Origin of the sequence: Natrialba magadii ATCC 43099 (assembly GCF_000025625.1) — an archaeon.
GTDB classification, from domain to species: domain Archaea; phylum Halobacteriota; class Halobacteria; order Halobacteriales; family Natrialbaceae; genus Natrialba; species Natrialba magadii.
This window is the reverse complement of record NC_013924.1, coordinates 172,027-190,151: the sequence shown is the minus strand read 5'-3', so window position 1 is coordinate 190,151 and position 18,125 is coordinate 172,027. Positions and strand designations below refer to the sequence as shown.

16 protein-coding genes are annotated in these 18,125 nt (G+C 59.0%); 11 read left to right on the top strand and 5 right to left on the bottom strand.

What is annotated here, in order from left to right; translation table 11 throughout:
* Window positions 1-258: 258 nt before the first annotated feature.
* A complete protein-coding gene (locus NMAG_RS19890) occupies window positions 259-1,620 on the top strand; it encodes an FAD-binding oxidoreductase (protein WP_049916378.1) in 1,362 nt (453 codons plus the stop codon).
* Between the two features lie 108 nt (window positions 1,621-1,728).
* On the opposite strand, the gene NMAG_RS19885 is transcribed toward NMAG_RS19890, so the two are convergent.
* Window positions 1,729-3,819 (bottom strand): ABC transporter ATP-binding protein, encoded by a 2,091-nt coding sequence (locus NMAG_RS19885; protein WP_004216194.1) that lies wholly within the window; start codon window positions 3,817-3,819, stop codon window positions 1,729-1,731.
* 463 nt (window positions 3,820-4,282) lie between these two features.
* Here NMAG_RS19885 and NMAG_RS19880 point away from each other — a divergent pair, with 463 nt between their 5' ends.
* Window positions 4,283-5,026: an ATP-binding protein gene (locus NMAG_RS19880; RefSeq protein ID WP_004216193.1), complete on the top strand. Its 744-nt coding sequence runs from the start codon at window positions 4,283-4,285 to the stop codon at window positions 5,024-5,026.
* Window positions 5,027-5,094: 68 nt separating this feature from the next.
* Complete coding sequence (locus NMAG_RS19875) at window positions 5,095-6,345, top strand: FAD/NAD(P)-binding protein (protein WP_004216192.1); 1,251 nt, start codon at window positions 5,095-5,097, stop codon at window positions 6,343-6,345.
* A gap of 86 nt (window positions 6,346-6,431) precedes the next feature.
* Here NMAG_RS19875 and NMAG_RS19870 read toward each other — a convergent pair whose 3' ends face one another.
* The gene (locus NMAG_RS19870) at window positions 6,432-7,700 is read right to left on the bottom strand and encodes an FAD/NAD(P)-binding protein (protein ID WP_004216191.1); all 1,269 of its coding nucleotides are present in this window, start codon (window positions 7,698-7,700) and stop codon (window positions 6,432-6,434) included.
* Between the two features lie 104 nt (window positions 7,701-7,804).
* Here NMAG_RS19870 and NMAG_RS19865 point away from each other — a divergent pair, with 104 nt between their 5' ends.
* Genes NMAG_RS19865 through NMAG_RS19850 form a run of 4 tightly spaced genes read left to right on the top strand, consistent with a single transcriptional unit; the run spans window position 7,805 to window position 9,751 of the window.
* Window positions 7,805-9,079: a GTP-binding protein gene (locus NMAG_RS19865; protein WP_004216189.1), complete on the top strand. Its 1,275-nt coding sequence runs from the start codon at window positions 7,805-7,807 to the stop codon at window positions 9,077-9,079.
* A gap of 23 nt (window positions 9,080-9,102) precedes the next feature.
* A complete protein-coding gene (locus NMAG_RS19860; protein WP_004216188.1) occupies window positions 9,103-9,288 on the top strand; it encodes a DUF7511 domain-containing protein in 186 nt (61 codons plus the stop codon).
* An 11-nt stretch (window positions 9,289-9,299) separates the two neighbouring features.
* Window positions 9,300-9,557 (top strand): hypothetical protein, encoded by a 258-nt coding sequence (locus NMAG_RS19855; RefSeq protein WP_004216187.1) that lies wholly within the window; start codon window positions 9,300-9,302, stop codon window positions 9,555-9,557.
* Complete coding sequence (locus tag NMAG_RS19850; protein ID WP_004216186.1) at window positions 9,554-9,751, top strand: 30S ribosomal protein S14; 198 nt, start codon at window positions 9,554-9,556, stop codon at window positions 9,749-9,751. Before NMAG_RS19855 ends, NMAG_RS19850 begins: the two co-directional genes overlap by 4 nt.
* 314 nt (window positions 9,752-10,065) lie before the next feature.
* Here NMAG_RS19850 and NMAG_RS19845 read toward each other — a convergent pair whose 3' ends face one another.
* Entirely contained in the window at window positions 10,066-10,302 is a 237-nt protein-coding gene (locus tag NMAG_RS19845) for a hypothetical protein (RefSeq protein ID WP_237076858.1), read from the bottom strand.
* Between the two features lie 320 nt (window positions 10,303-10,622).
* Here NMAG_RS19845 and NMAG_RS19840 point away from each other — a divergent pair, with 320 nt between their 5' ends.
* The gene (locus NMAG_RS19840) at window positions 10,623-11,816 is read left to right on the top strand and encodes an RNA-guided endonuclease InsQ/TnpB family protein (protein WP_004216183.1); all 1,194 of its coding nucleotides are present in this window, start codon (window positions 10,623-10,625) and stop codon (window positions 11,814-11,816) included.
* On the opposite strand, the gene NMAG_RS19835 is transcribed toward NMAG_RS19840, so the two are convergent.
* Window positions 11,813-12,001, bottom strand: a complete 189-nt coding sequence (locus NMAG_RS19835) for a hypothetical protein (RefSeq protein ID WP_004216182.1) — start codon at window positions 11,999-12,001, stop codon at window positions 11,813-11,815. The two genes, NMAG_RS19840 and NMAG_RS19835, sit on opposite strands and share 4 nt — an antisense overlap.
* Window positions 11,998-12,375, bottom strand: a complete 378-nt coding sequence (locus NMAG_RS19830; protein WP_237076857.1) for a hypothetical protein — start codon at window positions 12,373-12,375, stop codon at window positions 11,998-12,000. Before NMAG_RS19830 ends, NMAG_RS19835 begins: the two co-directional genes overlap by 4 nt.
* 779 nt (window positions 12,376-13,154) lie before the next feature.
* On the opposite strand from NMAG_RS19830, the gene NMAG_RS19825 reads away from it, so the two are divergent.
* The 3 genes from NMAG_RS19825 to NMAG_RS19815 all read left to right on the top strand — a co-directional run bounded on the left by NMAG_RS19825 (window position 13,155) and on the right by NMAG_RS19815 (window position 18,018).
* Window positions 13,155-14,909, top strand: coding sequence for a cation:proton antiporter (locus tag NMAG_RS19825; protein ID WP_004216180.1), 1,755 nt, complete (start codon window positions 13,155-13,157; stop codon window positions 14,907-14,909).
* On the top strand, window positions 14,902-16,704 hold the full coding sequence (locus NMAG_RS19820) for a cation:proton antiporter (RefSeq protein WP_004216179.1): 1,803 nt from the start codon (window positions 14,902-14,904) through the stop codon (window positions 16,702-16,704). The genes NMAG_RS19825 and NMAG_RS19820 overlap by 8 nt, the downstream gene beginning before the upstream one ends.
* 306 nt (window positions 16,705-17,010) lie before the next feature.
* Window positions 17,011-18,018 (top strand): transposase, encoded by a 1,008-nt coding sequence (locus NMAG_RS19815; protein WP_237076856.1) that lies wholly within the window; start codon window positions 17,011-17,013, stop codon window positions 18,016-18,018.
* The last annotated feature ends 107 nt before the right edge of the window (window positions 18,019-18,125 follow it).

The following is an 18,125-nucleotide window of genomic DNA, read 5'->3' as shown; positions in this document are numbered from 1 at the left end:
GGGTGCTTCTGCTTCTCATCGTATAGGATCGATGCTGAACTCTCCCTCTGGATGTCGCACGCTACTTCTAGCCATTTCTGATGGGGGTACGTCTTGTCCGTGCAGGATACAGGGGGCGTATCTTTCATCGGTTGATTTTACGTCACCTCTCGCAAATTCGTCACAGAGTGACGATATGGGACTGTGCCACATAGGAATGGGCAACCCATGGCCGAAGCAACACCATCATCATTTTCAGCGGATGTCGTTCAGGATTTGATGGAGCGATTCCACGGTGAGATAGTACTTCCCGAGGATGCGAGCTACGATGATGCCCGGGTAGTTTGGAACGGGATGATTGAGAAGTATCCCGCCATAATCGCCTGCTGTTCGGGAACCGCCGACGTCATCAGCGCGGTGAATTTCGCCCGAGAGAACGACCTCCTCGTGGCGGTTCGGAGCGGCGGTCACAACGTGTCTGGAAGCGCGGTCTGCGACGACGGGATGGTCATCGACCTCGCTGAAATGAACGGTGTATGGGTGGATCCCGACGAACGGACTGTGTGGGCCCAGGCAGGTGCAACGCTGGGTGACGTCGACCACGAGACGCAGGTGTTCGGCCTGGCAACACCCCTCGGAGTCGTCTCTGATACCGGGGTCGCAGGGCTCACCCTCGGCGGAGGAATCGGTCACCTCCGGAACAAATACGGATTGAGCTGTGACAACCTCACATCCGTCGGTATTGTCACCGCGGATGGCGAGTACTGCACCGCCAGCGAAAACGAGAATGAAGAACTGTTCTGGGGTCTACGCGGCGGCGGTGGCACGTTCGGGATCGTGACGGGGTTTGAGTTTGATCTGCATCCTGTTGGGCCCGAGGTCGCCACTGGATTAGTGTTCTACCCTGGTGATCTCGCTGTTACGGTGCTGCCTGCCTTCCGAGACTACGAGGAATCGGCACCGGACGAGCTCACCACGCTTGTTTCCATGGGGGTGTTCCCCGAGGAAGAGCTCTTCCCAGTAGACGCGGTCGACAAATTCAAGATCGCTATTCTGGGGGTGTACGCAGACGCACCTGGACAAGGTGAGACGGTCATCGAGCCACTGCGGAAGCTCGGCGAACCACTGGCAGACTTCAGCGGCAGGATTCCCTATACGGAGTTCCAACAACTGTTCGACGACGACTATCCCGACGGCATGCGATACTACTGGAAATCGTTGTATCTCGCGTCGCTCTCCGACGACGTCATCCACCGCAGTCTCGAGTGGGCGGAGGCGGCCCCATCACGGCTCTCGACGGTCGACATCTGGCCATTGGGAGGTGCGATAGCCGATGTCGGTCACGACGAGAGTGCCTTCGCTGGTCGAGAAGCCCCGTATCTCCTCGGTGTAGAGGCAAACTGGGAGGACCCCCGGCAAGATGGGGCGAACGTAGAGTGGGCACGCGACTGTCTGGATGACATGCGCCAGTTCTCCGACGGCTCGGTGTATCTCAACTTTCCGGGATTCTACGAGGATAGCGACGAGATGCTGGAAACGACGTTCGGCGATGCATACGACCGACTGGTCGCGCTGAAAAACGAATATGATCCGACCAACCTCTTCAGCCCAACTCAGAATATCGAGCCGACGACGTGGTGATCTGGTCGATCCACTGTCTCCACGCCAATTTTACAGGCGGTACGAGGCGGATGCCACGGGGTTTGACCCCATGGAGGAAGCCGACACTCCACTCGACCAGTAGCTGGATCACTCGAGTGACTGATGGTCGCCGCTGCCACCGTCGTCGTTGCTCGTCTGTGAGGTCCAGAGATCGGCGTAGGTGCCCGACGCAGCGACGAGTTCCTCGTGGGTTCCGGTCTCGATCACCTCGCCATCGTCCATGACGACGATTCGGTCGGCGTCCCGGATCGTCGAGAGCCGGTGTGCGATAACGAACGCAGTGCGGTCCGCCGTGAGATCGTCGAGATTGCGCTGGATGAGCTTCTCGGTCTCGGTGTCGACGTCGCTAGTTGCTTCGTCAAGCACGATGATGTCTGGATCGTTGAGGATTGTCCGCGCGATCGAGACACGTTGGCGCTGGCCGCCGGAGAGTTTGACGCCACGCTCGCCGACCATTGTGTCGTACCCGTCGGGCAGTTCTTCGATGAACTGGTGTGCACCGGCGGCGACTGCTGCCTCGCGGATTTCCGTCTCGACAGTGTCTGGGACCTCGTCGGTGTCGTCAGCCGCAAGCACTGTTCGGAATCGCTCACCGTCGCCGTAGGCGATGTTCTCCCGAATCGTTCCGGAGAACATGTAGGGGTCCTGTTCGACGACGCCGACCCGGTCGCGCAGCATCTGGAGGTCGTACTCACGGACGTCGACGCCGTCGATTCGCACCGCGCTTGCACCATGGTCGGATGCGTCGCGGCGGGGGCGGTTGTGATCGGGCTTGGCCCAGCCGCTTCCATCCCAGTCAGTATCGCTGGCCTCGCTGTCGACGTCGAGACCGCCGTCAGCGCGGGTGTGGCTGTCGGTATCGAGACGGACACCGTCCTCGTCGACGTCGTAGAATCGCGGCACCAATTTTAGCAGCGTCGATTTCCCGGAACCGCTGGTTCCTGCGAAGCCGACCGTCTCGCCTGGTTCGACCTCGAGGTCGATCCCGTCGAGGATCCGTTCGCCGTTCTCGGTGTAGCTGAATTCGACGTTCTCGAAGGCGACCTCACCCTCGACTGCATCGGGGGTGATGGGGTCGGACGGCGACTGGACGTTGGCGTCGGTTGCGAGGATGCCGAAGACCCGCTCGGCGCTGGATTTGGCTTTCTGGTAGTTGTTCGCGGTCTTGCCGATCCGGGTCATCGGGCCGTCGAGTTCCCGCAAGTACATGAAGAAGACGACGAACGTCCCGGCGGTCAGCCCGCCGGCGGTGACCACGGAGTAGCCGCCGGCGACGAGAATCGAGACGAACATCACGCCGACGAGAAGCCGAAGCGACGCGAAAAACGCCTTTCGGACCGTAATCGCGCTGATCTTCTCGTCGCGGTATCCCTCGCTCTGTTCGGCGACACGACTGTTCTCGACCGCGTACCGATCGAAGGACTTCACGATGGCTGCGCCGCCAAGGTTGTTCGACAGCCGCGTGTTCAGTTGCGCGACGCGTTCGCGGATGCGCTTGTACTTTGGCTCGATCCAGATGATGAACTTCGCCGTCATAAGAGCGATAATCGGCACGGGGAACAATACCAACGCGCCGAGCCACGGCTCCGTGTAGAGCATGTAGCCGCCAACCAGCGAGAAGATCATCACCGCCTCCGTGATCTGGCGGATCTCGTTGTTGAAGAACTCCTCGAGGCGGTTGACGTCGCTGTTCAGGATCGCCATCATCCCGCCGGTCTGGTGGTTGTTGAAGAACGAGAGTGACAGCCGCTGCATGTGGTCGTACGTGTCGAGCCTGAGGTCGTGCTGGATATGCTGGGCCGTCGTCTGGAAGAAGTACCGCGACATGTAGTGAGTGATGGCCTGCACGATGTAGGCTGCGACCGTGAGCGCCCCCAGATAGTACAGCAGGGAGAGTCGCTCGCCGGTCTGTGACGCGGGAATCGGTTCGGTAGGGACGAGACCCGTCGCTGCGAGTAACTGATCGACGCCGCCCGATTGCGTGATGACGAGATCGATCGCAGCCGCGAGCATCAGCGCCGGGAACAGCCGCGCGGCGCGGTTGATCATCGTCGAGACAAAGCCAATGCTCAATGGGATCCAGTAGGGCATTGCGTACTGGAACAGCATCAGCATCGGATTGCCGTCGATCTCCTCGCGGATATCGTCGAAACTGCCGTGAGGATCGGATCCGGCCATTGTGCTGTTCGCGGCCTTCACGACCGGTGCGTAAAAGGCGCACACAACCGGAAACCATCGCTGCATCAAGCGGAATCCGACCGTCAGTGCGTACCGAATGTATCCTTTTGAGACTGCTACGGTGCCGACTCAGATCGTGATGTTGTGATTCGACGGTGTACAGCAGTTGTACGTAGGAAACGCGTGTGGGTAGATACAATCGGTATATGTGGCTGCATAGCGGGTACAGACTTCGACGCTGCCGCGTCGACGAACGAACGCATGGAGCGAGGACCTCGGCTCCATTCGCGAGTCTGCTGGCGTTTCAGTCGTTGAGGCCGCAGGGTCGTTCATGGCCCAGCGATGGTCGCAGCATCCGAACTCGAGTGGTGCTCAACTCGCTACGTATTTCGTGGCGGGTTACTAACTTTGAGCCACAGAATGATAATCTTGATTAGTATGGGACGTATAATTGATAACAACTGTGTCGACGAAGCCAACCGAGACCGGGGCGATCGAGAACGAGTGTGGCCCTGAGACACGTCACATCGCGTTCGTCGGCGACCGTGGTGTCGGCAAAACGACGGTCGCTGCGCTCGTCGCAAGTCGCCTGACCGAGCGAACGGACGTTCGGGTGATCGGTGAGGCAACGCAGCTGGTGACCGACGATGCGGCGAGTACCGACGATGGACTCGGAATTGAGTGGGCGGTCGAAGATTGTCCGCCGAATCCGGAGGCAATCGAAGCGCGAGCGGAACAGGTGGATACCGTGTTCATCGTCGCAACGCCTGCGACGCTCGAGCGCGTCGTGACCTACGAGCGCCGCGCCAGACAACACGACGTCGACTGTTTCCTCGTGGTCAATCGCTTTCACGAGTCGGCGAGAACTCAACTTCGAACGTTCGACGGACCGGCTCTCGCGGAGTACGTTTACGACGACGAGGCGATTTCGTCGGCGATCGACGACTCTCGAGTGCCGGAACTTCCGGAGTGGACAGTCGAGGCAATACTCATCGAGGCCCTTCAGTCCGAACGACAGGACACAGAGTGCGCGCTCGAGGCGCTCGACTGCGGCGAACGGTCGATCGTCAACGTCGAGGTCGAGGAGCGAGCCGACGCCGATCCGCTCATCAACACCTTCGAAGCGGCCGGGTACAGTGCGGCCTATTTCGAGTGCAACTGCCGGTGTCATACCGGACACGTGCTGGCGCGCCACCGACTGGATTGAATGGGAGCTGACGTTCGTGTCGCCTCGAGTCGAGTACAGCGCTTTCGTCGGTTGGCAACCGGAAGACGATGATACGGACCGAGACAGACCCTGAACCGGTTGTCACGATCGTTGGTGGCGGTGTCCACGGGGTTCACCTTGCCGTTCGGCTGTTGCAAGCGGAGCTGGTCGACCCGTGCGAGTTGTGTGTCATCGACCCCGCAGGTCTTCTCGAGTCGTTTCGTCGAAAGTGCCGCCAGTGTGGGATGGTCGAGTTTCGATCACCATTTGTCCATCACGTCGATACCGATCCGTTCTCCCTCAGAGACTTCGCTCGAGCGCAGAGTCGCGAGGACGAACTCGTATCGAGCACGGTCGGCGCGGATCGGCCGACTGTGTCGCTGTTTTTCGACCACGCTGCGTGGCTCTGCGATCAGCACGACCTTGAGTCGATTCGATTTGATGCCCGGGTCACGGACATCACCGATCGGCGGGATGGCGTCGAGATCGAGACGAATCGCGGGCACATCAACTCTCAGTGGTGTCTCCTCGCTGTCGGACACGGTCGCTCGTTTACCTACCCAGAGTGGGCTACAGACCTGGCCTCGACGGAACCAGTGACACACGTCTGGGATCCTGGATTCGATCCCGATGCGATTGAGGAGATGTCGACCGTCGGAATCGTTGGCGGCGGGATTACCGCGGCACAACTCGCAACGACGCTTGCCCAGCCGGGCCGCGACGTGGTGTTGTTCGCTCGAAGCCCGTTTCGCGTCGAGACACTCGAGGCGAGCACTGACTGGATGCATTTCTCGGGCGGTATCGAGGCCCTTCACGGTCATCCTCCCGGATCACGTGCTCGCGAGGAACTGGTTTCGGACGTCCGATACGATGGGACGATGCCTCCATACGTATTTCGTCGAGTACAGCGAGCGCTCGAGCGGAGGTGGATCGAACTCGAACGATCTGAGATCGCGGTCGCGACCGAAGCCGGCGGAACGGTCGTCGTCACCTGCCGGGATGACAGCGCGTTCTGTCTCGACAACCTGATCTGTGCGACGGGGTTCGGATCGCCGTACGACGGTTCGTTGTTTCACCACCTGCGCAAGCAACCGACGCTGCAGACGGGCTACCGGGGGGCGCCCGTCCTGGACGACGACACGCTCCGGTGGATGCGTCAGGACGGGACACCCTCGCGGATTGCGGTTTCGGGTGTCGCTGCACAGCAAGTCCTCGGCCCGTTCGCTCGCAATGTGATCGGTGCCAGGCGAGCGGGCAAATTGATCGTCGGATTCCTGGAGTCAGAACTCAATGCGGAGAAACAAACAACCAAGCTGTGAATCGCCTCGGGGTCAAGCCCCGGAGCATCAACCTTGCGGCGCTTGTGAACTGAATCGAACCCTGTTCGTCGTCGTACCGTACTTAATCAATCGGACACTCCCGTTCCGGACACCGATTCGCTCGTGTCGTCCGTCTCGGAATGACGAAGGCGCCCTGTGATGGCAGCCGTGATCCGATCACCGGCCCGTCTGGCGCCCGGAATGTTGGGTGCGTATGGACCGACCGATCCAAGGGCGAGCGCCCCGGACACATACAGCGGAACGAACCGGCTGTCGTCGCACCGCCAGGCCAGTGTGTCGTCGTCGAGAACGGGCATCCCTCGATGGCCCCGAGCCAGGTCAAGTTCGTTTGCGATTCGATCGGCGAAGGGGTGATCGAACACCGGTTCGAAGCCGGTCGCGAGGACAACTCGGTCGCCCAGTACCTGCAACCCGTGGTCCAGGGAGAGTCGAACCGACTCGTCTTTGTTCGTCGCCGAGTCGACGGCTCCCTGCGAGAGTGTGAGCACACCGTCGTCGATTCGATTCTCGAACTCGGTGTAGAGAGACGGCGGAACCGTCGCGGTGTTTCTGGCAGCCGAAATCACCTCGAACCGTTCCCTTGAGCCCGGCGGGTGGACGTGGAGATTTTCTTCGACGTGCGACCAGTTGATCCACGACGGATCGGCTTCGGAGACCTCCCACTCGAGTGGATGCCGTGAGAGCAGGGCTACCGATTGTGTCTTGCTCAACTCACATGCGAGTTGTGCGGCCGTGATTCCGCCGCCGACCACGATGGTTCGATCAACCGACGCGTCGGGATCGAATCCGTCCCAGACGTGTTCGACCCTGTCGAGATCGGTCGTCCAGTCGGGCCAGCGATACCGACCGCCGTGACCAATCGCCAGGACGCAGTGTTGGGTATCGATTGGTCCGACGGTCGTCTCGAGTCGAAGTCCTGTCTCTCCAGAGCGTTCGTGAATCCTGTCGACCGCAGCCCGACGATGCAACGAGTCGAGGTCCTTTCGATCGATCACGTGTTCCGCGTAGTCCAAAAAGAGGTCGAGCGACGGCCTTGGCGGGTAGTCGACCGTCGGAACGAGTTCGTCCTCACGGTCGTTCGCTTCGGCGAAGCTCTCAAGCCCGAACGGCTCGGTCCCGACGTGGTGAACGAATGTCGATCGGAGAGCCTCCATACCGCAAGCCGTTGCCTTCTCACGAAACGACGCCAGCAATCGGTCGCGTGGATCGACGATGCAAATGTCGGAGCTGTCGAACGAAGTGTCTTCGATGAGACGTTGGGCGAGATACGTGCCATGGATCCCTCCGCCGATGATAGTACAGCCGAATTTCCGAGTTGAGTTGGGTGTCGTCATGCGAGATGCGTCGTGTCGGTATCGGGACAGAGCCGCTGCATGTTAATAAGAGCTATGGGGAAGATAATAACTTATATTACTGAAGGCTACGATGTTGGTATCGTATGGAAGAGCAGACGATTCCCGTGACGGTGCTTTCCGGGACGCTTGGCGCCGGCAAGACAACCACGCTCAACAATCTCCTTCGTGAGAGCGGCGACCGCGAACTCGCCGTGCTCGTCAACGACATGGGTGAGGTGAACGTCGACGCGGACCTCGTCGCCGAGTCCTCAGACATCTCGGCGGACGAAGAGGAGATAGTCGAGCTCTCGAACGGCTGTATCTGCTGTGAGCTTCGTGGCGACCTGCTCGACGCGATCGGTGGACTCACCCGTGAGCGGGAGTTCGACGCGATCGTCGTCGAGTCGACAGGCGTCGCCGAACCACTCCCTGTTGCCCAGACGCTGACGCTCGGGTTCGATCAGTCGGACCTCGATCCCACGGAGTTCTACGATGAAACGGGTATTGAGCCGCTCGAGAACTGTCACCTCGACACGACGGTGACAGTCGTCGATGCCCATCAGTTTCACGAGGCGATGCAATCCGACGAGATTCTCGACGACGACGGGACGAAAAAACACCTGGGCGACCTGCTCGTCGAACAGGTGGAGTTCTGTGACGTCTTGCTTTTGAACAAGTGCGACCTCGTCAACGAGGAGACGCTCAGCGAGATTGAAGAGACCCTCGAGATGCTCCAGCCTCGTGCCGAGATCGTCCGGACAACCCACGGTCGAGTCGACGTCGACGAAGTGGTAGACACGGGACGGTTCGACTTCGAGGAAGCCAGCCAATCGGCGGGTTGGATGCGGGAACTCCAGGAACCCCACGAGTCCGCCGAAGAAGAACACGGCGTAACCTCGTTCGTCTTCGAGGCGCGACGCCCCTTCCACCCCGAGCGGTTCGCCGAACTGCTCGACGTGTTTCCGGAGAACGTCGTCCGATCGAAAGGTCACTTCTGGCTCGCGGGGCGCGAGGAGATGGCGCTCATGTTGAACGTCGCTGGCCAGTCGATTCGGGTTGCACCCGCCGGGAACTGGATCGCCACCCTTCCGTCCGAAGAACGCGAGGAACAGTTTGAGGCGTACCCCGAACTCGAGGAGACCTGGGACGACGAGTGGGGTGACCGCGGCAGCCAGTTGGTGTTGATCGGCACCGAGATGGACCACGACTCGATCCGTGAACACCTCGAACTCTGTCTGCTCACCGACGAGGAGATGGACGCTGACTGGGACACATTCGACGATCGGTTCCCAACGTTTGAACCACCCGAAGGTACCGACGAAGACGAAGCAGAGGCTCCTGACCACAATGGCCAAGAAGAGATCGGAATCGCAGATTGACTCGCCAAAACTCCGAAAAGCAGGTGACAGCAACCGGATCGCCTCCGGCCGCCGAGCATCCAGCACCGGAGTGTCTCGCGGTCGTCGAAACGACAGACTCAGAGCCGGATCTGTGTACGATTTACTCGATCGCGTCCGAGGACTCGCTGGTGACGGCGTGGATCTCGGCCCGCGAAGGCTCGTATTGTTCACTCGAGAACGCACGATAACCCACTGAACGATGTCTACAACATTCCAAACAGCAGTCAAGAAGAACGTTTCACGACCGCAACGCTACGACGCAATCGATGCACTCGTCCAAAAGGGGGAGACGACGAACCTCGCAATACTCGTCCAAATGGGTGGCCTCCGGGGAGAATTCCGTCGGCACGCACTCAACGGATTAGCCGACTGTAACGCCACGACCGTTCTTGAGGATCTCTCCGAGGATACGGCGATCGAACCGTCGCTAAGACGGAGAGCGGAGGAGCTGGCATGACCGACGGCGGTACATCCAACGTCACAAGCGAGTCGAACAGCGGTACCGACACAACGGGTGGACGCACCGGGAATCAACGCGTTTGTAGAGACACCGGTCGAGAACAGGGCTTGATCGGAACGTACGATATCTGGTTGTGTCGACAGTCGTTTCGAGAGATGGCCCGTGATATGGGCTTTCGAAAGTATGACTAACCATTGACTGATCTCGTTTGACAGGGGAGTACCGGACTCTGTTCATCGATGTGCAACCGATCGGGCGTCCGCAAACCGATCGTCACTGATGACGATCGCGAAGCGCTGAAAGAATCCGACCGAGGTACCATTTTCGAGGCGCATTTGTTACAGTGCAACGAGCAATTCAACGGGGTAGACGAGCTACAGGATCACATCCACCAAAACCATTGACGCGGGTGCAGGTGTAGAGACACGTTTGGCGCTCAAAATTGGGTTGCTCGGGGAGACGTCGATCACCCACGAGCTTGCAACGTTCTTCTTCGGTCTCGAGTTCAGGTTGATGACGCGTCGTCAGCCGGCTGTTCACTCGAGTTGCCGCGCTCGACGTACTCGGAGACGCCGAGTAGCGCAATCGCCCAGAGTATCACTGCGAATGCGCTGATGGTACCGAGGCTCGATCCCTGTTCGGCCCCGGGGAAGGCAAGCGAACTGGCAGCAAAGAGGAGCGCCAGTGTGCCGGCGGCGTAGAGCGGGATTCGCCAGCCAGTTGGCTTCAAACTAGGTAGCAAGGCGGATTCCCCGCCCTTCCGAAAACCTGCGGTTTTCGGCTTTCGCAAACCTTTGATTTGCGTCAACACCGTGGGCGGGGTTGAAGCCGACACCACCCCGAATTTTATCAACCTATAACTCTTTATTGAACGGCTCTGGTGAATCACTAGACCGCGGCGACTTCGGGTAAGAAAATAGGTCGCTCGAGGCCCACGCTGGAACAATCATGGCTGCAACCTCGACAAACCCAACAATGACAAACTAATTTGCCGGTCTTAGCAAGAGGGCAAGACAGTACAACTCGGCGCAGTATGGCGATTCACCAGAGCCTATTGAACATATGGCGTCGGACGAGTATCACCGTCGAACACTCATTACTCGCCTCACTCTCCGTAGTGACGAGGATGAGCAACTGCTCCTCAACACGATCGAGGAGTGGCTCGACGGTTGTAACATCGCTAGCACTCTCGCGTGGAACGACTGTCACACCAAGTCCGATGTCCGACAACTCGCCAAACACAAAATCAAGCAGGAGACCAAGTTAGGCGACCAACACGCCACGCTCGCCTGCCACGAAGTCTCCGGTGCAATCAAGTCCTGCATCGAACGCCGCAAAAACGGGAAGAAAGCCAGCCAACCACAATTCACAACCCGGTCGATGACATTCGACCGACGTACCCTCACCGTCTTCCCCGACCAAGAAAAGGTTACACTCACCACGCTCGGAGACCACAGCCGCGTCCACGCCGACCTATGCCTTCCCGAAAACGAAGACGGCTATCAATACGACTACCTCTATAGTGATGAGTGGGAGTACACAGAATCCACACTCCACTACCGAGATGGTGACTGGTACATCCATCTTGGCTATCGAACACCAACGGAAGACGGCGAACCCGAGGCAGCGACCGAGAACGGAACGGTTCTCGGTGTTGACCTCGGCGTCAACCAAATCGCTGTGACGAGTACAGCCAGGTTCTTCGACGCGGGTGAACTCAACCACTACCGCCGTGAATGTGAGAACACACGTGGCAGTCTCCAGCAGACCGGGACGCAATCCGCCCACCGAACCATCGAATCCCTATCCGGCAGGGAAAACCGATACGTCAAACACGTTTTGCACAGCGTGGCGAACGGTATCATAGAAGAAGCCCTTGAACACAACTGCGATGGTATCGTGTTCGAGGAACTGGACGGGATTCGAGAGGACTTGCCAGAAGCGGCGTGGCATTCGGAGTGGGCGTTCCGCAAACTGAAAGATTTCGTGGAGTACAAAGCCGAGTACGAGGGCCTGTTCGTTGATACGACAAATCCTCGAAATACGTCGAAACGGTGTAACGAGTGTGGATTCACGCACGACGATAACCGGTACGCTCGGCAGTTCGAGTGCCAGTCGTGTGGGAAGACGAATCACGCAGATTACAACGCGGCGAAAAACATTGCAGAACTGTATCTCCGGCGGGGCCATCAGTCGTCCGGTCGGAGGAGCGTCAGTCAATACGCTCTGAAGTCAGGAGCGAGGACGCCGAGTTAGCCAGATACACTGGTTCCCCCAATACTGGGGCAGAGGCCGAGTTCACTGACAAGCCCCGCGCCACCGTGCGCGGGGCAGTTGACTGTGCCAAGCAGGCCGAACAGGCCGATCGAGACCAGTCCAAACAGCGTGAACTCGTAGTGGCCCATCAGGACGTGCTCGTCGGCCAGCGTGATATGGTTCACGAACTCGGTGACGGCGAGCGCCGCGAGTCCATCGCGCCGACGGCCGCAATGGCGAGTACACGGCGATCCGCTCCCTTGAGTCGGGGCACGAGCTCGCTGCGGGCAGGATGCAACAGGGTGATTAGTACGACTGGAACGAGGAACACCAGGAGTTCACCGGCGGCCGCCAGTCCCGATGCAATTGCAGTGAGCACGAACGCCGCGATGATGAACGCGAGTGCCGCCTGTAACGCTCCCACGTGCTTCGTGGGCCGGTATAACTGCACGACGATGGTCGCCGCGAATACTGCCAAGGTTCCGCCGATCATGATGTGATGGACGCGGTGGATGGGAAAGGCGTAGCCGCCAAACCACGCGGTGACGACCATCGCCATCGCCTCTCCCAAGGCGAACAGGAGGAACGCCACGAACACGGCCGTCAGTAGGTAAACACGGGCTTTCGGACTCGGGATGCCCTGTGGCCCGCTCCGCTTCGAACCTGATGGCCGACGCGGGCGGCACTTGAGGACATGCTCATGGTCGAACCTCGCGGAAGGTACTCAGAAACTGTACGATTTGGCTGTGGATCACTCTCGATGGCATGAGTGTAGGTATAGAGACGCTATGCAAGATAATGAGTAATTGCGGGGTTTCGCGTATTTTCTTGGCAAGTAGACGAATGTGCTACTGAGGCCGTTTCGTGGTTGCGAACAAGGTGGTAAATCGAAAATGTGTTCTCGTTTGTAACTGGAGGTGGTGTTCCTATAGTAACACCTGCAACTATAGTAACAACTGCAACTATTGACACACTGATCGCCGAGCAGGCTGGCGATCAGGTGTGCAGTGACTTGCAGTCGCTACTATAGTGTGCGTGGCCCGTTTACGGCTGCCGACGCGCTCTGTCACAGCGGTAACAGCGCGGAAGCCCACGGCTTTAGCCGTGGGAGGAAGCGCGTAAGCTCCGCAAGCCAATCCACAACTCTTCCCAATCGGTAGCAATCACTGATCGTTTGCCCAAATTGTGACGCCGTTTTGGGTGGACTGGCACTCGAGCGACTGACTAACTGGTCCATAACGGCTGCACATCAAACGGTCACTGTTTCTGGCCTCGGCAACTGAGCGCGGTGGACTTTTAATTTTACGAAGGTAATTGGGAGTACAGGTGAAATAAGAGATGGTCGATGTCGGCCTCGCAAGTGACGTTGCAATTATCCTCGTCGCTGCTGCACTCGTCGGCGTGTTGGCGGTCCGGCTAGGACAGCCGACGATCATCGGATACATCCTCACCGGCGTGGTGATCGGTCCAGTCGGACTGGGGCTCGTGGAACCGAGCATCATAACAGACACGATGGCCGAACTCGGGCTCGCGTTCCTGCTGTTCCTGCTCGGGATCAAAATGCGCATCGACGACATTCGCCATCTCATCGCCCCGATCGTAAAGATCTCAATTCCGCAGATGGCCGCAATCGGCCTCGTCGGGTTCGGTCTTGCGGCTGCCCTCCCGTTTTCCGTCGAGGAGTCGGTGATCATCGGACTGGCGGTAATGTACAGTTCGACGGCCGTGGTCATCAAGATGTTAAACGACAAGGGCGAGGCAACGTCGCTGCACGGCAAGATGGACGTTGGCGTACTCCTCGCCCAGGACATCGTCGTCGTCATCATTCTCGCGGTGCTGGCCGCAGGCCGGCCCGAGGACGCCGCCGACATCGCGGCCACGCTCGCAGTCGTGATGGTTCTCGTCACGGTCACTACCGTCGCGGCGATCGCCGCGTCCAGGTACGTACTGCCGCCGCTCTTTCGACGGATCGCCGACGATACGACGTTCCTGTTCCTCGTCGCCATCTCGTGGCTCTTCCTGTTCGTTCTCGTCTCCGACCAGATCGACGTTCTCCTCGCACCGTTCGGGATCGATGCCTACCTCTCGGTCGAGATGGGCGCGTTCCTCGCCGGGCTGGCGATCGCTCAGTTGCCCTACAGCAAGGATCTCCAGGGCCGGGTCAACCCATTGACTGATCTGTTCGTGATGATCTTCTTCGTCTCGGTCGCGCTCGACTTCGAGGCCAGGCACCTTCTCGAGTACTGGCAGGAAGCGATCGTCGTGGGCGCGGTGTTGATGGTCGTCAAGTTCGTCGTCTTCTTTTCGCTTCTGTACTGGCAGCGGTTCGACCTCGAGACGACGTTCCTCGGCAGCATCGGCATGGTTCAGGTCAGCGAGTTCGGAATCGTCGTCGCCGTCGCCGCAGTCGAGACCGACCCGCAGTTCATCGGCCAGGAGGAACTCGGCTTCATCACCCTCGTCGCGCTGCTGACGATGAGCGTCTCGGTGTACTTCATGCAGTACAACAAGCAGCTGTTCGAGCGCGCGAAACCCTATCTCTCTCGGTGGGAGCAGACCGATCCCGTCGAGCCGGCCAAGACAGAGTACCGAGACCACGTCGTCGTGGTCGGCTACGACGAGATCGCTCGCAGAGCGTTACGGATCCTCGAGGAGCAGTACGACAACATCGTGGTCGTTGACCGGAACGTCGAGCACGTCGAGGCGATCGAAGACGCCGGGTACGAAGCCCTGTTCGGCGACTTCCGGTACGAGAAGATTCGCAAGGACGCCAGGGTCAAGTACGCCGATTTCGTGTTCTCGTCGTCGGATCAGGTGGCGATCAACGAGATACTTCTCGACGAAACGTCGGAGGAAACGACCGTGTTCGTCGAGGCCGCCACTGCCGATGAGGCCGGACGGCTGTATGATCACGGTGCCGATTACGTCATCATGGCCCCTCAGCTCGGCGTCACACAGTTCATTGAGTATCTCGAATCATACTTAGAGAACAGAGCGGCTTTCGACCGGGAGATCGCCGGCGACATGGAACTGCTGCAAAGCGGACGACTGTTCCCCGACATTTCGGATCGACCGGGTGGTGACCATGACTGACGTTGCGTTGCTCACCGCCTTGGCGATCCTGTTTGTCGTCGTCGGACCACTGTTGCTGATTGCGAAGGGGCTGCGGCTGTCGCTGGTCCCGTCGCTCATCCTGGCCGGGCTACTCGTCGGACAGCTGGGTGTCATCGAGGAAGAGACTATGCTCGAACTCGCCCGGCTCGGGATCGCGTTTCTCGTCTTCACGTTTAGCGTACAGATTCACACCGAGCGCGTTCGCACGGTCGTCTCGGACACCGAGGTCGTCGCAATCGTACAGGCGCTCGCGCTCGGTACGCTCGGAATCTGCTTTGCGCTCCTGGTCGGCGTCGCACTGGAACTCGAGATATTCGCCGACGTGGCCCTCGAGGAGCCACTGACGGTCGAGCAGGCGCTCTTCGTCGGGATCGCGGCCGCACTCTCGTCGTCGATCGTCGGGACCGCGCTGTTTACCAAACCGCAGTCCGACATTGTCCACGACTACCTCTCGAGAGAAATCGATTCGTTCAACGACCTCCTGGCAGTGTTCCTCCTCCTTGTCGTCAGCGCCGGCACCTTCGCACTGGATCCGATTGCGACACAACTCGGGTACGGCGTCATCCTCCTCGCCACGGCGATCGTCGTCAACCGGTATCTCTTCGGTATCGTCGAACGCCTCGCTCGCGGTTCCGACGAGGCGATGCTCGTCAGCATCGTGGCGCTGTTGATCGTCTTCCTTGCGGCGGCGGAGTTCCTCGAGACTTCGATCGTAGTCGGCGCGTTCGCAGCCGGGTTGGCAGTCAGGAACAATCCCGTCGAGTACTCGGAGGTGTTCAACGGGTTGACCTCGATCCAGGAGTTCTTCGTCGCTATCTTCTTCGCTACCGTCGGGGCGCTGGTGACCCTCCCCTCGCCGACCGCGGTCGTATCTGATCCGACAGCTGCTTTTGCCCCCTTCGTCCCTGTCGCCACGATCGCTCTCGGACTCGTGGTTCTGACGGTCGTGGTCAAGCCGATAGTTACCGGCATCTTGCTCGTGTACAACGGGTACGACAGGCGATCGGCGACGGTCACGGGGCTCGACCTGGATCACGTCGGCGAGTTCAGTGTTATCGTGGCAATCGAGGCGCTCGTCCTTGGCCTCTTGATCAGGCCGGTGTTCTATGCGATCATCCTTGCGGCCGCGGTGTCGATGATCCTCTCGAATCTCACTCACACGTACGACGAGGAAATTTACGGGTTTATGGTCAGTCGCGGCTGGCTCGGACAGCCGTACCACGATGTCCACGACTGGAACTCAGTCCCCGAGAATATCTCAGATCACGTCATTATCGTCGGCTACGGCCGGCAGGGTCGACGGCTCGTCGAGTTCTGTGAGGAGGTCAATCAGCCCTACGTCGTGATTGAGAACAACCCGCAGGCGCTGCCCAATCTCCGAGCCGACTGTGACGCCTACGTGTTCGGCGATGCTATCGAACCGGAAACGGCGGGTGTGGCCAATCTCGAAGACTCGCGGCTGGTCATCTCGACGGTCGAGTCGAAACCTCTAACGGAGTACTTCCTGTCGTTTACCGATACCGTTGATGTCATCGTCCGGACCAGAGAACTGCCGATGGCTGCTGAACTCATCGAGCAAGGTGCTACATACGTCATCGTGCCGGACCTTCTCGCAGCCGACCAACTCGCCGACAGCCTCGAAGCACTCCTGAGCGGGGAGTACGATCTCGACGGACTGCGGACAGAGAGCATGCGCGAACTCGACGTGGAACGCGCGCCACCTAGTCCGTCCGCCGGGGAATCGATATCGTATAGCGGGGAACGCGTCAGGTGACCTCCCAACACCCTGAAACCACCTCTTTATACCAGTGGAATCTACAATAGATAATAGCGCGAGTGCCCCGCCCCATCGTGGGCGGGGGTGAAGCGCGTCAAACTATTATACTTAACAATTCTTAGACTGTAATAGAATCCGATGCAGTCGTCTGAACTCACCCACACCCTCTCATTCGGGTTACACATCGACACGGGGAGTCCTGACGACTTGCGAAACGGGTGTCTCGAAGCCCGCCGTATCCGTAACGAAGTCAACCGTCTCGACCGCCACGGCTGGGACTGGGACGATCTTAGATCGGTCGTCGTGGATAACGCCACCCACGTCAAGAACACCAGCCAACAAATTGTTGACAAAATACTTGGCGAGATCGAAACCTACCACGAACACAAAGACGACGGCTGGGGACGGCCTTACCCGTACATCGACAAGCTGTACCCGATGGTGATGAACCACGGGGAAGGATACCGACTGTTCCTCGAAGACGAGGATACGGTTCGGTTCCGCATCAGTGCCGCCCCACGAAACCACGTCAAAGGAGAGCTTCGTGGCAGCCCTGATCATTTCGACCGGGTGCGAACCGCTCTCGAAAACGACGAGTGGCGGGTTGGAACCGCCGAAGTCGTTCACAAACACAGCGAGTGGCGGCTTCACGTCACCGTCACACACGAACAGCACCACGTCGCCAGCAAGAACGATGCAGAGACGATCGTCGGCGTTGACGTGAATGAAGATTGTATTGCCCTCACAGCAATGAATCGAGACGGGGCAATGTTGGACTCCGTGGTAATCGAGTACCCTGAAATCAAGGAACGACGCCACGAGTTCTTCACGAAACGGAAGCGGATGCAGAACGCAGGGCAAACAGCGTTTGAATCCGTCGTGCAGACCGAGGAACGCGACTACGTTCACGACTGTCTGCATAAGGTATCGCGTCAGGTAGTCGACTGGGTGTCGCAATTCACGGATCCTGTCATTGTCTTTGAAGACCTCAAAGACATGCGAGACTCTATCGACTACGGCACGCGAATGAACCGCCGCCTGCACAGTTTGCCGTTCGCTGCACTCCGGGAGATGGTATCGTACAAGGCTTCGTGGAGAGGGATTCCGTCAGATGAGGTTGACCCGGAATACACGAGTCAGCGGTGTCCTCGGACAGAGTGTCAGCATACGTCGCGGTCGAACAGGCAGAAGAAGCGGTTCCGCTGTCAAGAGTGTGGGTTCCAAGACCACGCTGATCGGAAGGCGGCGGTTTGTGTGGTGCAGAATTGGTTTGCAGTGGCTACTATAGTATCGGAGTTAATACGAAGATAACTTTCACTATCATTGGGAATTCGAGTGTAGATTGGAACGTCGTCGAAACAGGAAGCCCTGCCTCAAGGAACGAGCGAAAGCGAGTGAGTAGGCAGGGGTGGTTCACC

Coding starts and splice junctions, on each gene's coding strand:
- NMAG_RS19850 (WP_004216186.1), top strand. CDS start 9,554: ATGACCGACGGCGGTACATCCAACGTCACAAGCGAGTCGAACAGCGGT.
- NMAG_RS19830 (WP_237076857.1), bottom strand. CDS start 12,375: ATGGCGATGGTCGTCACCGCGTGGTTTGGCGGCTACGCCTTTCCCATC.
- NMAG_RS19865 (WP_004216189.1), top strand. CDS start 7,805: ATGGAAGAGCAGACGATTCCCGTGACGGTGCTTTCCGGGACGCTTGGC.
- NMAG_RS19820 (WP_004216179.1), top strand. CDS start 14,902: ATGACTGACGTTGCGTTGCTCACCGCCTTGGCGATCCTGTTTGTCGTC.
- NMAG_RS19875 (WP_004216192.1), top strand. CDS start 5,095: ATGATACGGACCGAGACAGACCCTGAACCGGTTGTCACGATCGTTGGT.
- NMAG_RS19890 (WP_049916378.1), top strand. CDS start 259: ATGGAGCGATTCCACGGTGAGATAGTACTTCCCGAGGATGCGAGCTAC.
- NMAG_RS19825 (WP_004216180.1), top strand. CDS start 13,155: ATGGTCGATGTCGGCCTCGCAAGTGACGTTGCAATTATCCTCGTCGCT.
- NMAG_RS19840 (WP_004216183.1), top strand. CDS start 10,623: ATGGCGTCGGACGAGTATCACCGTCGAACACTCATTACTCGCCTCACT.
- NMAG_RS19870 (WP_004216191.1), bottom strand. CDS start 7,700: ATGACGACACCCAACTCAACTCGGAAATTCGGCTGTACTATCATCGGC.
- NMAG_RS19855 (WP_004216187.1), top strand. CDS start 9,300: ATGTCTACAACATTCCAAACAGCAGTCAAGAAGAACGTTTCACGACCG.
- NMAG_RS19885 (WP_004216194.1), bottom strand. CDS start 3,819: ATGGCCGGATCCGATCCTCACGGCAGTTTCGACGATATCCGCGAGGAG.